Source organism: Burkholderia sp. Bp8991 (assembly GCF_003853795.1).
Taxonomy (GTDB): Bacteria; Pseudomonadota; Gammaproteobacteria; order Burkholderiales; family Burkholderiaceae; genus Burkholderia.
Genome location: NZ_QTQJ01000014.1, coordinates 84,199 through 97,967 on the forward strand (window position 1 = coordinate 84,199; position 13,769 = coordinate 97,967).

Consider the following 13,769-nt stretch of genomic DNA (forward strand, 5'->3'; position numbering starts at 1 on the left):
CGGAACCACGCCCGCGGCCTCGCGCCTCAATGCCGCGCCCCCTACCTCGAACGAGACTCACGCAGCTACCGACGCGCGGCGTGCGGCGTGATGTCGTAGCGTCGTGGCGCCATAGCGTATGGCGGTGCCGGTGCGCCAGCGGTTGCGCGGCACGGCCGCCTTGCGTTACCTTTGACGTTCATTCGCGTTCAAGCGCATTTCGACACGATGCATCCGCTCACGTCCGCTCTCGCAAAATCCCGGCCGCAGTTCGACTCGCGGCCGCAGGCGTGCGCGCATCCGTCGGTCCTCCCTCCTCCTGTCGCACCGCCGCGCGTCGGCGCCGCGCCGCCCCCGCCGGCGGCACGCGTCGGCTGACCAGCCGGCTTTCGGTTTCCGTTTTCCATTTGCCCGTTCGGGCCGTTCGTGCGTGATCGCGCACGACGCGTTCCCGCACGCGCGACATGGAACGTTTCGATCCGTTCGACAGGTGGATTCACATGGTTTCGTTCAAACGCGCGCTCGCCGCGCATGGCGTGACGTCGCTCTTCGTCCTGCTGTGGAGCAGCGGCGCGATCTTCGCGGAACTCGGTCTGCATCACGCATCCGCGTTCGTCTTTCTCACCGCGCGATTCGCGCTCGCGTCACTCGTGCTGCTCGCGCTGGCCGTCATGCGCGGACGCTGGCTGCCGCCGCGCGGCGAGCGCCGCATGGCCGCGCTGACCGGCCTGCTGATGATGGGCGGCTATTCGATCTTCTACCTGCTCGCGCTCGACCGCGGGATCGCGCCGGGCGTGCTCGCGACGATCCTCGGCGTGCAGCCGATCCTCACGCTCGCGATCGTCGAGCGGCGCTGGCAACCGATGCGTATCGCCGGGCTCGGGCTGTCGCTGGCCGGTCTCGCGCTCGTCGTGTGCCGCGGCGTGGGCGGTGCCGGCCTGCCGGCCATCGGCGTCGCCTGCGCGCTCACGGCGCTCGTCGCGCTGACCGCCGGCTCGCTGCTGCAAAAGCGCGTGCGCGCGGCGCCTGCCGACGTGCTGCCGCTGCAGAACGCGATCGGCCTCGTGCTGTGCGTGGCGATCCTGCCGTTCCGGCCGATCTCGCTCGAGATCGGCTGGGCGTTCGTCGTGCCGCTGCTGTGGCTCGGGATCGTGATCTCGGTGATCGCGCAGTTGCTGTTCTACCGGTTGATGCAGCGCGGCGATCTCGTCAACGTGACGAGCCTGTTCTATCTCGTGCCCGTCGTCACCACGCTGATGGACGCGCTCTGGCTCGGCAACCGGCCCGAACCGCTCGCGCTCGCCGGCATGGGGGCGATCGTCGGGGGCCTCGCGCTCGTGTTCCGCACGCCCGCCGTTCGCGCGCAACCCGATCGCGCGTAAGCGGCCGGGCTGCCGCGCCCGCGGGTGCGGCAGCCCGTAGCGAACACGTACGACGTTTCCGCGCCAATCGAAAGGAACGGGAAAGACTGGCGCAAGGCATTCGTCCAATTCGCGGGAAAAATGCGGAATCCCCGGGGTTTTCCGCATACTTTTAATGGTTCGGATAGCGAAAATCGCGGCGAGCTTGCCTATACTCGAACTGTCCGACCCGCTCGCAATCGCGAATCGGTCGGCCGAACAAGAGAAATGCCCGGCATGGGGCTGGAAGTCGCGCCTGCGCCTGTTCCGGCCCACTACGGAGACACGCATGACGACCTATTTCACGATCGGCGACTTCATCCTGTTGATTCCGATGGCGCTGGCCGGAGCGCTATTTCTCGGCGCGGTGCCGTGCGCAACCGAATTCCGCCACAACCTGCTGCGCGTGCTCGGCGTCATCCTCGGCGTCGGCGTTGCGGTATTGCTCGTCGAGGGCCTGCCTGCACTCCTCTAGCCACGCGTCGGCGCGCGGCGGTCACGTCGCTGCATTGCAGCGACGCGACGGCGTGTGTGCGTGCGCGGCGATACGGCATGCAATGCTTCGCATCCCGTATCGACGGTCGTTGCTGCCGGTCAGATCGCCTGATCGGTGGACGGCTTTTCCCACAGATTGATGCCGCCCTCGATCGCGTGGCGATCGATCTCCGCGAGTTCGTCGGCCGAGAATTCGAGATTCTTCAGCGCGCCGACGTTTTCACGCACCTGCTCCGCACGGCTCGCGCCGATCAGTGCGGACGTCACGCGGCCATTGCGCAGCACCCACGCGAGCGCCATTTGCGCGAGGCTCTGCCCGCGCCGCTCGGCGATGCCGTTGAGCTTGCGCACGTGCTCGAGGTTCTCCGCGCTCAGGTGATCCTGCTTCAGCGAGCCGCCGCCCGGTTTGTTCACGCGTGCGTCGTCCGGCACGCCGTTCAGGTATTTCGACGTCAGCAGCCCCTGCGCGAGCGGCGTGAACGCGATGCTGCCCGTGCCGATCTCGTCGAGCGTGCCGAGCAGGTCCGGCTCGATCCAGCGGTTCAGCATGTTGTACGACGGCTGGTGGATCAGCAGCGGCACCTTGTATTGCGCGAGCAGTTCGGCCATCTCGCGCGTCTTCGCGGCCGAGTACGACGAGATGCCGATATACAGCGCCTTGCCCTGCTGCACGGCCGATGCGAGCGCGCCGGCGGTTTCCTCGAGCGGCGTGTGTGCGTCGAAGCGGTGCGAATAGAAGATGTCGACGTAGTCGAGGCCCATGCGCTGCAGGCTCTGGTCGAGGCTCGCGAGCACGTACTTGCGCGACCCGCCGCCGCTGCCGTACGGCCCCGGCCACATGTCCCAGCCGGCCTTCGTCGAGATCAGCAGCTCGTCGCGGTACGGCCGGAAATCTTCCTTCAGCAGCCGGCCGAAGTTGGTTTCGGCGCTGCCGTACGGCGGCCCGTAGTTGTTCGCGAGGTCGAAGTGATTGATGCCGAGGTCGAACGCGGTGCGCAGGATCTCGCGCTGCGTCGCGATCGGCGTCGAGTCGCCGAAGTTGTGCCACAGGCCGAGCGACAGGGCGGGCAGTTTGAGCCCGGATTTGCCGCAGGTGCGGTATTGCATGTCGGCATAACGTTCGGAAGCTGCTTCGTAGGCCATGAGTCGGTTCCGTCAGGACGTCGGGGAAGGGACGCGCGCCGCGCGCGAACATCACGCGCCGGCGGCGAAGGAAACATACGACGGCTATGGTAGCGAACGTGGCCGATGCGCGCACGGCAATGGACGCGGCTGCGCGCGTCGCCTACACTGCGGCGTCTCGAATCACCGTTACAGCGAGGTTGGTATGTCCCGGGTCATCTCGGTTGCGCTGCTCGTCGGCGGCGTCGTGCTGCTGTATTTCGGCGGCCAGTCGTTCCATTCGATCAACGACAACGTGTCGCGCTTCTTCACCGGCTCGCCCGCCACGAAAACGATCCTGCTGATCGCCGGCGGCGCCGTCGCGATGCTGATCGGCCTGATCGGCCTCGCGATGCCAGCCAACAAGCGCTGATCACGCAGCCGCGCGACGCATGACGACGTGCCCGCCTCGCGCGATGCGGGCCGCACAAAACGCAACGGGCGGCCAGGCCGCCCATTTCTTCATCCGCTCATGCGGCCGCCGCGCCGCATCGAACCATCGACGCGGCTGCAGCGCTGCCCGAACCGCTGCTAGAACTGCACTTCCGGCTTCGCCGCCGAACGCGTGCCCGGCACCGGCCGGTTGCTCACGCCGTGATACGTGTAGACGAGCGAGAACTTCACCTGGTCGGAGCGGTTCTGCCCCGCCGAATGCAGCGTGTTGCAGTGGAAAAACACGACGTCGCCCGTCTGGAGCGGCGGGCAGGTTGCCGCGTCGATCATCTTGCGGTTTTCCGGCAGGTCGCTGCGGAAGAACTTCGCGTCGTCGAACGCTTCCGGCCCGAATTCGGCCGTGTGCGAACCCGGCACCAGCCAGAGCGCCCCGTTTTCATTCGTTTCCGGGCCGAGCGCGAGCCACACCGACACCATGTCCGCGCGTTCGAACGACCAGTAGCGGAAGTCGCGATGCCAGCCCGTCAGGCTGCCGTACGCCGGATGCTTCGTCATCATGCAGTTGTGATGCGCGCGCGACAGCACCGGCTGCTCGCCGAAGTACTCGCGCATCCACGCGCCGATTTCCGGCGCGATCGCGCGCTCGGCGAACGCCGGATCGCGCGTGTAGGCGTCCAGCAGCCGCCGCACCGTATGCCCGCCCGGCGCATGCTTCGACTCGGGCGCGCCCGGGTAGCGCAAATCCGCCTCGAACTCGATCGGCTCCGCCGCTTCCTGCAACTGGCGCGCCGCGATCCGCTTGAGCGTCGCGCACTGCGCTTCGCCGACGAGGCCGCGCGCGACGACGAAGCCGCGTTCGCGCAATTCCGCGACTTGCGCGCGGATCGATTCCGACTGCAATGAAGACGACATGGGATGCCAGACGTTTATTGTGTGAATGTGACGATTGTAAATCGGCGCCGGATGCCGCGAACAGCGCCATTGTCGTACGCAGGGGCATGCCAATCGCCGATTTGATCTGGCTCAAGGGAACTGTGCGGCGCGGCGCGAGCCTCAGCGACAGGCGGTATGCGACGACACGCTTGCGGCACAAGGGTTTATCGCGACTTTTGCACGTCATGAAACCCCGGTAGCCTGTCGCGGCCTGTCAATTCTGGCGGGCGCGGCGCGCAACGACTTTCGGTAAGATCCGTTGCGCCATCCGAGGCCGTTCATACCAGTGCGCTCTTCAAGGGCGCCATCCATACAAGCGAAGCATCGTTCACATGCCATTCCGTCTGACTTCCCGTCTCAGCCGCGCTGCGAAGCGCGTCGTGCCGTCCGCTCCCGCCCGCCCGCTGCGCCATCACCGCGCGCGCACGCAGGCGCTCGCCGAGCACACGCACGCGCACAGCCGGCTGGACGGCATCCGCGCGTGGTTCCACGCGTTCTTCTCGATGATGAGCGCACAGGCATTCGCCCGCCGCGCCGGCCTGCGCTCGCTGCTGCAGAAGCCGTCGTCGCTGCGCGCGCTCGCGCTGCGCCGCACGCTGGGCCCGCAGCGCCGCGTCAATCGCCCGCGCCGCCTCGCGGCGAGCAACGGCTGGTTCGGGTTCGGCGCACGCTGAAGCCGAGCCGGCGGCACGCTGCCCTCCACGATCGTCGCGCGCGCCGTCATTCCGCCGGCGCGCGACGCGCATAAAAAAACCCCGGCATGCCGGGGTTTTTCGTTTCAGGCGGACGACGCTTATGCGACGCGTGCCGTCGGCTCCACGCCAGCCGCTTCGGCCAGCGCGAGTGCCTTGTCGGTTGCTTCCCACGAGAATTCCGGCTCGTCGCGGCCGAAGTGGCCGTAAGCGGCCGTCTTCTCGTAGATCGGGCGCAGCAGGTCGAGCATCTTGATGATGCCCTTCGGACGCAGGTCGAAATGCTCGCGGACGAGCTTCGTGATCACCGCATCCGACACGCGGCCCGTGCCGAACGTGTTGACCATCACCGAGGTCGGCTCGGCAACGCCGATCGCGTACGACACCTGGATCAGCGCGCGCGATGCGAGACCTGCCGCGACGATGTTCTTCGCGACGTAACGGCCGGCATACGCTGCCGAACGGTCGACCTTCGACGGATCCTTGCCCGAGAACGCGCCGCCGCCGTGCGGTGCGGCACCGCCGTAGGTGTCGACGATGATCTTGCGACCCGTCAGGCCGCAGTCGCCCTGCGGGCCACCGATCACGAACCGGCCGGTCGGGTTCACCAGGAACTTGATGTCGCCCTTGATCAGGTCGGCCGGCAGCGTCGGCTTGATGATTTCCTCGATCACGGCTTCGCGCAGCGCCGGCAGCTCGATGTCCGGTGCGTGCTGCGTCGACAGCACGACGGTGTCGATCGAATCGGGCTTGCCGTCGACGTAGCGGACCGTGACCTGCGACTTCGCGTCCGGGCGCAGCCACTGCAGGCGGCCGTCGCGGCGCAGGCTGGCCTGGCGCTCGACGAGACGGTGCGACAGGTAGATCGGCAGCGGCATCAGTTCCGGCGTTTCGTCGCATGCGTAACCGAACATCAGGCCCTGGTCGCCCGCGCCTTGATCGAGGTTGTCGTCATGCGCGCGGTCGACGCCCTGCGCGATGTCCGGTGACTGCTTGTCGTACGCGACGAGCACCGCGCAGCCCTTGTAGTCGATGCCGTAGTCGGTGTTGTCGTAGCCGATGCGCTTGATGGTGTCGCGCGCGATCTGGATGTAGTCGATGTTGGCCGTCGTGGTGATTTCACCGGCCAGCACGACGAGACCCGTGTTGCACAGCGTTTCGGCCGCAACGCGGGAGTATTTGTCCTGCTCGAGGATGGCGTCGAGAATCGCGTCCGAGATTTGGTCCGCGACCTTGTCCGGATGGCCTTCGGAGACGGATTCGGACGTGAAGAGATAATCGTTTGCCACTTTTTCAGGCTCCTGTGTGGTTACGGTGGGTTTCACGTAGCCAGCTTCGTTGGCCTGAAGCGGCGACGCTTTAGCGGATTACCAGGACCGGGCAGCGCGCTTCGCGCCAGCCGGCTTCGCCCCGCAAGTTGTCAGTTAACTCGGCGAAGCCCGTATTATAGCGGCTTTCGTGAATTGTCACAGAGCGCCACCCGTGCTGCATCGTCCGCTGTCCTACCCCCCTGTTCGCAACGCGCCGGCCAGCCGGCCCCACGGAGATTCCGCATGCTAGGCCGCCTCGGCACGCACCTCGCCATCGGCTTGCTGAAGCTGCTCGCCCTGCTGCCGTACGGCCTGACCGCACGGTTCGGCGACGGCCTCGGCTGGCTGCTGTACCAGATTCCCAGCCGGCGAAAGCGCATCGTACATACCAATCTGAAACTCTGCTTCCCCGACTGGAGCGACGAGCGGCGCGAGGAAGTGGCGGGCCGGCATTTCCGCCACGCGATCCGCAGCTACGTCGAGCGCAGCGTCCAGTGGTTCGGCTCCGAGCGCAAGCTCGCGAAACTGATCCAGGTCGACAGCGCGGTCGATCTCACGGACCCCGATCTGCCCCCGACGCTGTTCCTGGGCCTGCATTTCGTCGGCATCGAAGCCGGCTCGATCTGGCTGAACCGTTCACTGCAGCGCCGTTGCGGATCGCTGTACCAGCCGTTCTCGAATGCGATACTCGAGGAAGAAGCGAAGAAGGCGCGCGGGCGTTTCGACGCCGAGATGGTCGGCCGCGCGGACAGCGCGCGCGTCGTGCTGCGCTGGCTGCGCGACCGCAAGCCGGTGATGCTCGGCGCCGACATGGACTACGGGCTGCGCAATTCGACGTTCGTACCCTTCTTCGGCGTGCCCGCGTGCACGCTGACGGCCGTCGGCCGGCTCGCGAAGACGGGCCGCGCGCAGGTCGTGCCGTTCATCGGCGAAGTGCTGCCGAACTACCAGGGTTACCGGCTGAAGGTGTTCAAGCCGTGGGATCACTATCCGACCGGCGACGACGATCTCGACGCGCGGCGGATGAACGAATTCCTCGAAGAGCAGATTCCGCTGATGCCCGAGCAGTATTACTGGGTGCACAAGCGCTTCAAGACGCGCCCGCCCGGCGAGCCGAGCCTCTACTGAGTCGAACCCGCGGGCGCGTCGTCAGATACGCGCCTGTACCCTCGCCACTTTCGGCGCGCCTTTCGCGCGCGCCTGCCAGAGATCGTAGGCCGACTGCTGCGCCAGCCACAGATCCGCCTTCCCGCCGTTTTCCTCGCCCAGCCACGCTTCGAGACGCAGCGCCATTTCAGGCGAGATGCCGGCATGGCCGTGCAGGATGCGCGACAGCGCCGCGCGCGTGACGCCGAGCTGCGCGGCGGCTTCGGTGACGGTCAGGCCGAGCGCCGGCAAGACGTCGTCGCGCAGCGCCTCGCCCGGATGGGGCGGATTGAAGATGCGAGTCATGGCGTTGAATGACCTCAGTGATAGTCTTGATAGTTGACCAGGACGGCATCCGGGCCCTCGAATCTGAACGTCAGGCGCCAGTTGACGCTCACGCTCACCGAGCAGTAACCCTCCAGCCCGCCGGCGAGGCCATGCAGGCGCCAGCCGGGTACGTTCATGTCGAACGGCTGGCTCGCCATGTCGAGACGGGCAAGCTGGCGCCGCAACCTCGGGGCATGATCCGGCCGGATGCCAGCCTTGCTCCCGTTCGTGAAAAACGCTTCCAGCCCCTTGTGCTGCCATGACTTGATCATGGGCCTCCCACACTCGAGTGCGATTCGACGGCATGGCCCACATGGCGTATAGCCAGACTATACGAATCGCCTGATTGATTTGTCAATTTGACCGGTACGAAAACGCGCACGCGGCGAAATCCCGTGCGCTGGAAACGGCGCGACGCGTACCGCCGGATTCACCTGTCCCGACAACGCTCGCCACACCGCACCACCTCAATCTGCCGACTCGGTGCCCACGCGACCAGTCAGCCGATCGGCCGGCATCGCCGCGCTCCGCCGCCCGAACGGCACCCGGCGCCCCGCCCGCGCAGGACGCCCCTGTCGGCTGCATGTATCATTTGCGGTTGAGATCAGCACGACGAACGACGCCGCCCGGCATGACGGCGCGCCGCGTCCGTCGTGCCGGCCGCCCTGTTCGCCATGGAATTCCGGACCCAGTGAAACTCTCGTTCACCAAGATGCACGGCGCGGGCAACGACTTCGTCGTGCTCGACAGCTATTCGCGCGCGCTGCCGCCGCTCACCGAGGCGCAGGTGCGCGCGCTCGCCAACCGACACTTCGGCATCGGCGCCGACCAGTTGCTGCTCGTCGAGAAACCGACCGTCGACGGCGCGGATTTCAAGTACCGGATCTTCAATTGCGACGGCGGCGAAGTCGAACACTGCGGTAACGGCGCGCGCTGCTTCGTGAAGTTCGTCAGCGACCGCGGCCTGACCGACAAGCGCAGCGTGCGCGTGCAGGTGATGAAGGGCCTGATCACGTTGACGATGCAGGACAACGGCGAAGTCGTCGTCGACATGGGCGCGCCCGTGTTTGCGCCGGCGGAGGTGCCGTTCGACGCCGCGGGGCTCGACGGCCGGACGGAAGGCAACGACACGCTGTGGCCACTCGACGTCGGCGGCCACACGCGCTGGATCTCGACGGTGTCGATGGGCAACCCGCACGCGGTGCAGGTCGTCGACGACGTCGAAGCGTATCCCGTGCTCGACGAAGGCCCGCTGATCGAGCGCCACGCCCGCTTCCCGCAGCGCGTGAACGCCGGCTTCATGCAGATCGTGTCGCGCAGCGAGGTGAAGCTGCGCGTGTACGAACGCGGCGCGGGCGAGACGCTCGCATGCGGCACCGGCGCGTGCGCGGCGGTGGCGGCCGGCATCCGGCGCGGCCTGCTCGATTCGCCGGTGACCGTGCACACGCATGGCGGCACGCTGACGATCGGCTGGGGCGGCGCGCGCGACGAAGCCGCCGCGCTGATGATGTCCGGGCCCGCCACCACCGTGTTCGAAGGCGAGATCGACCTGAACGTCTGACCCTTCAACGTCCCGATAACCGAAGAACGCTCCAGCCACATGAACGATCGCGAAGTCGCCGACTACCTGCTCGCCAATCCCGAATTCTTCGCGCAACATGCGGAATTGCTCGCGACGATCCGTCTCGCGAACCCGCACGGCAAGGCCGCGATCTCGCTGCAGGAGCGGCAGATGGAGATGCTGCGCGACAAGAACAAGCATCTCGAGCGCCGGCTCGCCGAGCTCGTGCGCTACGGCCACGAGAACGACAGCCTGTCCGCGAAGTTCAGCCGCTGGACCGCGCGCGTGATCGCGGAACGCGACCCGTACGCGCTGCCGCGCACGATCGCCGAAGGCATCGCCGACGTGTTCGATGTGCCGCAAACCGCGCTGCGCGTTTGGGACGTCGCCGACACCTATGCGCAGGCCGATTTCGCGCGCCAGGTCGGCGAGGAAGTGCGGCTCTTCACGAACGGGCTGTCGACGCCGTACTGCGGCGCGAACACCGGATTCGAAGCGGCCCAGTGGCTCGCGCCCGCGCTCGCGGCGCCGGCCGCGAATGCGGCGGAAGGCGCCGAAGCCGCGCCGGCCGGCGACGGCGCGGCCACGTCGGTCGCGCTGCTCGCGCTGCGTGCGCCGCTCGGCGGCACCGATGCGCCCGCGTTCGGCCTGCTCGTGCTCGGCTCGCCCGATCCGCGCCGCTTCCACGACGGGATGGCGACCGACTTCCTCGCGCAGATCGCGACGCTCGCGAGCGCCGCGCTCACGCGTCTGCTGCCGCATTGAGATCGCTCCCGCGATGACCGACGATCCGATCGCCGCCTACCTGTCGAACCTGAAACACGTCAGGCAGCTGTCGGAACACACGCTGCGTGCGTACACGCACGAACTCGACGAACTGAAGAAACTCGCCGCCGGCCGCCCGCTCGACGCGCTGACGGCCGCCGACATGCGCGGCGCGGTCGTGCGCGCACACGCGGGCGGCTTGTCCGCTCGCTCGATCTCGCACCGGCTTTCCGCATGGCGTGCGTTCTATCGCTGGCTCGCGCAGCGCGTCGAGCTGCCCGCGAATCCCGTTGCCGGGGTGCGCGCGCCCAAACGCGAGAAATCGCTGCCCAAGGCGCTGTCGGTCGACGATGCGGTCGCACTCATGGATACGCCGCTCGCCGGCACGACCGAAGGCATCCGCGATCACGCGATCCTCGAGCTGTTCTATTCGTCCGGGCTGCGCCTCGCGGAACTGGTCGGGCTCGACGTCATGTATACGCAGGCCGACGGCTACCGCTCGGCCGGCTGGCTCGATCTCGCCGAAGCCGAAGTCACCGTGCGCGGCAAGGGCAACAAGGAGCGCAAGGTGCCGGTCGGCCGCAAGGCGATCGACGCGCTGAACGCGTGGCTCGCGGTGCGCGGCGAATTCGTGAAGCACGATCCGCATCCGCTGTTCGTGTCGGTGCGCGGCAACCGGATGGCGCCGGGCGTCGTGCGCGACCGCGTGAAGCGCGCGGCGCTGGCCGCGGGCATCCCCGCCAACGTCCACCCGCACGTGCTGCGCCATTCGTTCGCGACGCACGTGCTGCAGTCGAGCGGCGACCTGCGCGCGGTGCAGGAGCTGCTGGGCCACGCGAGCGTCGCCGCCACGCAGGTCTACACGTCGCTCGACTTCCAGCATCTCGCGAAAATTTACGACAGCGCGCATCCGCGCGCGAAGAAGCGCGACTGACGCGCGTTCCGCCCTACCCGCCGCGCGCGGCGGCCGGCAACGGCCGGCGCCGTCCGCGGCCCCAATCGATCCGATCATGCAAACCGTCACACTCAGACCGTCCAAGGAAAAATCGCTGCTGCGCCGGCATCCGTGGATCTACGCCAATGCGATCGACCGCGTCGACGGCACGCCCGCCCCCGGCGCGACCGTGGTCGTGCGCGCGCACGACGGCCGCTTCCTCGCGCGCGGCGCGTACAGCCCGCAGTCGCAGATCCGCGTGCGCGTGTGGAGCTTCGACGAAAACGAGCCGATCGATCACGCCTTCTTCAAGCGCCGCGTGCAGCGCGCGGTCGCGCACCGCACGACGATGGTGTCGGGCACGGGCGCGGTGCGGCTCGTGTTCGGCGAAGCCGACGGGCTGCCGGGGCTGATCGTCGACTACTACGTCGCGGACACGGCGGAGCCGGGCGCCGCGCCGCGCGGCCAGCTCGTGTGCCAGTTCATGGCCGCGGGCGTCGAGGCATGGAAGGATGCGATCGTCGCGGCGCTCAGCGGCGCGACCGGCTGCCCGAACGTGTACGAACGCTCGGACGTGTCGATCCGCGACAAGGAAGGGCTCGCGCAGACGACCGGCGTGCTCGCCGGCGACGCGCCGCCCGCTACGCTGATCGCGAACGAAAACGGCGTGCGTTATCACGTCGACGTGCCGAACGGCCACAAGACCGGCTTCTACGTCGACCAGCGCGACAACCGCGCGCTCGTCGCGCAATACGCGGACGGCCGCGACGTACTGAACTGCTTCTGCTACACGGGCGGCTTCTCGCTCGCGGCGCTCAAGGGCGGCGCGAAACGCGTCGTGTCGATCGATTCGTCGGGCGACGCGCTCGCGCTCGCGCAGCAGAACGTCGTCGCGAACGGTTTCGATCCCGACCGCGCGACCTGGCTCGACGCGGACGCGTTCAAGACGCTGCGCCGCCTCGTCGACGAAGGCGAGCGCTTCGACCTGATCGTGCTCGATCCGCCGAAGTTCGCGCCGACGCGCGACAGCGTCGATCGCGCGTCGCGCGCCTACAAGGACATCAACCTGAGCGGCTTCAAGCTGCTGCGTCCGGGCGGCCTGCTGTTCACGTACTCGTGCTCGGGCGCGATCGACATGGACCTGTTCCAGAAGATCGTCGCGGGCGCGGCTGCCGACGCGAAGGTCGACGCGCGGATCCTGAAGCGGCTCGGCGCGGGCGTCGATCACCCGCTGCTCGCCGCGTTCCCGGAAGGCGAATATCTGAAGGGCCTGCTGTTGCAAATCGTCTGATCGCCCCGATCTAGACGCACACCCGTCCGCCGGCCGTTCGTGCGCTGGCGGAACCGCGCTCTCGCCTGTCGTCCGGACGACGGGCGAGGGCTTGACAGGTATGTTTCAATGGATGGTTGTGCGCCCCGGCTCGCGAGTCGACGGCGCGACGCACACATCCTGGTTTTGACCCCGATTCACGAACCACAGGCGACCGACATGGCCACTCCCGTCACCATCCTCACCGGCTTCCTCGGCAGCGGCAAGACGACGCTGCTCAAGCGCATCCTGAATGAACAGCACGGCATGAAGATCGCCGTGATCGAGAACGAGTTCGGCGAAGAGAACATCGACAACGAGATCCTCGTCCAGGACACGAACGAGCAGATCATCCAGATGAGCAACGGCTGCATCTGCTGCACGATCCGCGGCGACCTCGCCCGCGCGCTCGGCGATCTGGCCGCGAAGAAGCGCGAAGGCAAGCTCGACTTCGACCGCATCGTGATCGAGACGACCGGCCTCGCGAACCCGGGCCCCGTCGCACAGACCTTCTTCATCGACAGCGAGATCGCCGACGATTTCCTGCTCGACGCCGTCATCACGCTGGTCGACGCTAAGCATGCGAACGCGCAGCTCGACGAACACGAAGTGGTGCAGCGCCAGGTCGGCTTCGCCGATCGCCTGTTCATCACGAAGTCGGACCTCGTCGACGACCAGGCCGTCGCGGCGCTCAAGCACCGCCTGATGCACATGAACCCGAAGGCGACGATCAAGGTCGTGAATTTTGGCGAAGCCGACATCAAGGAAATCTTCGACCTGCGCGGCTTCAACCTGAACGCGAAGCTCGAGATCGACCCGGACTTCCTCGCCGAGGACGACCACGCGCACCATCACCACGATCACGACCATGATCACGATCACGCGGATTGCGACCACGATCACGGTCAATGCGCGCACGATCACGACCACGGCCATCATCATCACGCGCACCACGACGACAAGATCAAGTCGTTCGTGTACCGCAACGACCGTCCGTTCGACCCGAACAAGCTGGAAGACTTCCTCGGCGGCATCCTGCAGATCTACGGGGAACGGATGTTGCGCTACAAGGGCGTGCTGTACATGAAGGGCGTCGACCGCAAGGTCGTGTTCCAGGGCGTGCACCAGATGATGGGCAGCGACCTCGCCGCGAAGTGGCTGCCGGTCGAGAAGAAGACCAACAAGATGGTGTTCATCGGCGTCGACCTGCCGCAGGACCTGATCACCGACGGCCTCGACGCCTGCCTCGCCTGAGCGGTCGGGCCGGTGTCGCAGGCCTTCCGTGCGGCCGCCTTCGCGGGCGGCCGCGGGGCTTGCGGGGTGCCGTTTCCGGGCAGGGTTTCGCCGTCATCGCTTTTTCGCGA

Annotated in this window: 15 protein-coding genes; 10 read left to right on the forward strand and 5 right to left on the reverse strand. The window is 67.2% G+C overall.

Annotated elements, in window-relative coordinates; translation table 11 throughout:
* Nucleotides 1–479: 479 nt before the first annotated feature.
* Together DIE02_RS17820 and DIE02_RS17825 are read left to right on the forward strand one after the other, a co-directional pair.
* Nucleotides 480–1,361, forward strand: a complete 882-nt coding sequence (locus DIE02_RS17820; RefSeq protein WP_124486682.1) for a DMT family transporter — start codon at nucleotides 480–482, stop codon at nucleotides 1,359–1,361.
* Between the two features lie 307 nt (nucleotides 1,362–1,668).
* Nucleotides 1,669–1,854, forward strand: coding sequence for a hypothetical protein (locus DIE02_RS17825; RefSeq protein ID WP_014895742.1), 186 nt, complete (start codon nucleotides 1,669–1,671; stop codon nucleotides 1,852–1,854).
* Nucleotides 1,855–1,973: 119 nt separating this feature from the next.
* Here DIE02_RS17825 and mgrA read toward each other — a convergent pair whose 3' ends face one another.
* Nucleotides 1,974–3,017 carry an L-glyceraldehyde 3-phosphate reductase gene (gene mgrA, locus DIE02_RS17830; protein WP_124486683.1) on the reverse strand — a complete coding sequence of 348 codons (1,044 nt, stop codon included), beginning with the start codon at nucleotides 3,015–3,017 and terminating at the stop codon, nucleotides 1,974–1,976.
* A 184-nt stretch (nucleotides 3,018–3,201) separates the two neighbouring features.
* Here mgrA and DIE02_RS17835 point away from each other — a divergent pair, with 184 nt between their 5' ends.
* Nucleotides 3,202–3,408 (forward strand): DUF3185 family protein, encoded by a 207-nt coding sequence (locus DIE02_RS17835; RefSeq protein ID WP_044847854.1) that lies wholly within the window; start codon nucleotides 3,202–3,204, stop codon nucleotides 3,406–3,408.
* A gap of 158 nt (nucleotides 3,409–3,566) precedes the next feature.
* Here the strand turns inward: DIE02_RS17835 and DIE02_RS17840 are convergent, their stop codons facing one another.
* Nucleotides 3,567–4,340: a phytanoyl-CoA dioxygenase family protein gene (locus tag DIE02_RS17840; RefSeq protein ID WP_124486684.1), complete on the reverse strand. Its 774-nt coding sequence runs from the start codon at nucleotides 4,338–4,340 to the stop codon at nucleotides 3,567–3,569.
* Nucleotides 4,341–4,693: 353 nt separating this feature from the next.
* Between DIE02_RS17840 and DIE02_RS17845 the strand changes: the two genes are divergently transcribed.
* Nucleotides 4,694–5,035, forward strand: coding sequence for a hypothetical protein (locus tag DIE02_RS17845; protein WP_044847852.1), 342 nt, complete (start codon nucleotides 4,694–4,696; stop codon nucleotides 5,033–5,035).
* 119 nt (nucleotides 5,036–5,154) lie between these two features.
* Here the strand turns inward: DIE02_RS17845 and metK are convergent, their stop codons facing one another.
* The gene (gene metK / locus DIE02_RS17850) at nucleotides 5,155–6,342 is read right to left on the reverse strand and encodes a methionine adenosyltransferase (RefSeq protein ID WP_044847851.1); all 1,188 of its coding nucleotides are present in this window, start codon (nucleotides 6,340–6,342) and stop codon (nucleotides 5,155–5,157) included.
* A gap of 264 nt (nucleotides 6,343–6,606) precedes the next feature.
* Here metK and lpxL point away from each other — a divergent pair, with 264 nt between their 5' ends.
* Nucleotides 6,607–7,491 (forward strand): lauroyl acyltransferase LpxL, encoded by an 885-nt coding sequence (lpxL, locus tag DIE02_RS17855; protein ID WP_044847850.1) that lies wholly within the window; start codon nucleotides 6,607–6,609, stop codon nucleotides 7,489–7,491.
* Nucleotides 7,492–7,512: 21 nt separating this feature from the next.
* Here the strand turns inward: lpxL and DIE02_RS17860 are convergent, their stop codons facing one another.
* Together DIE02_RS17860 and DIE02_RS17865 are read right to left on the reverse strand one after the other, a co-directional pair.
* The gene (locus DIE02_RS17860; protein WP_044847849.1) at nucleotides 7,513–7,815 is read right to left on the reverse strand and encodes a HigA family addiction module antitoxin; all 303 of its coding nucleotides are present in this window, start codon (nucleotides 7,813–7,815) and stop codon (nucleotides 7,513–7,515) included.
* A 14-nt stretch (nucleotides 7,816–7,829) separates the two neighbouring features.
* Nucleotides 7,830–8,108 carry a type II toxin-antitoxin system RelE/ParE family toxin gene (locus tag DIE02_RS17865; RefSeq protein WP_124486685.1) on the reverse strand — a complete coding sequence of 93 codons (279 nt, stop codon included), beginning with the start codon at nucleotides 8,106–8,108 and terminating at the stop codon, nucleotides 7,830–7,832.
* Nucleotides 8,109–8,527: 419 nt separating this feature from the next.
* On the opposite strand from DIE02_RS17865, the gene dapF reads away from it, so the two are divergent.
* The 5 genes from dapF (at nucleotide 8,528) to DIE02_RS17890 (ending at nucleotide 13,659) form a co-directional block, all read left to right on the forward strand.
* Nucleotides 8,528–9,397, forward strand: a complete 870-nt coding sequence (dapF, locus tag DIE02_RS17870; RefSeq protein WP_124486686.1) for a diaminopimelate epimerase — start codon at nucleotides 8,528–8,530, stop codon at nucleotides 9,395–9,397.
* Between the two features lie 39 nt (nucleotides 9,398–9,436).
* Nucleotides 9,437–10,162 carry a DUF484 family protein gene (locus DIE02_RS17875; RefSeq protein ID WP_124486687.1) on the forward strand — a complete coding sequence of 242 codons (726 nt, stop codon included), beginning with the start codon at nucleotides 9,437–9,439 and terminating at the stop codon, nucleotides 10,160–10,162.
* Nucleotides 10,163–10,175: 13 nt separating this feature from the next.
* Nucleotides 10,176–11,096 carry a tyrosine recombinase XerC gene (gene xerC / locus DIE02_RS17880; RefSeq protein WP_124486688.1) on the forward strand — a complete coding sequence of 307 codons (921 nt, stop codon included), beginning with the start codon at nucleotides 10,176–10,178 and terminating at the stop codon, nucleotides 11,094–11,096.
* Nucleotides 11,097–11,172: 76 nt separating this feature from the next.
* Entirely contained in the window at nucleotides 11,173–12,387 is a 1,215-nt protein-coding gene (locus DIE02_RS17885) for a class I SAM-dependent rRNA methyltransferase (RefSeq protein WP_044847844.1), read from the forward strand.
* 198 nt (nucleotides 12,388–12,585) lie between these two features.
* The gene (locus tag DIE02_RS17890) at nucleotides 12,586–13,659 is read left to right on the forward strand and encodes a GTP-binding protein (protein ID WP_124486689.1); all 1,074 of its coding nucleotides are present in this window, start codon (nucleotides 12,586–12,588) and stop codon (nucleotides 13,657–13,659) included.
* Nucleotides 13,660–13,769 lie beyond the last annotated feature (110 nt).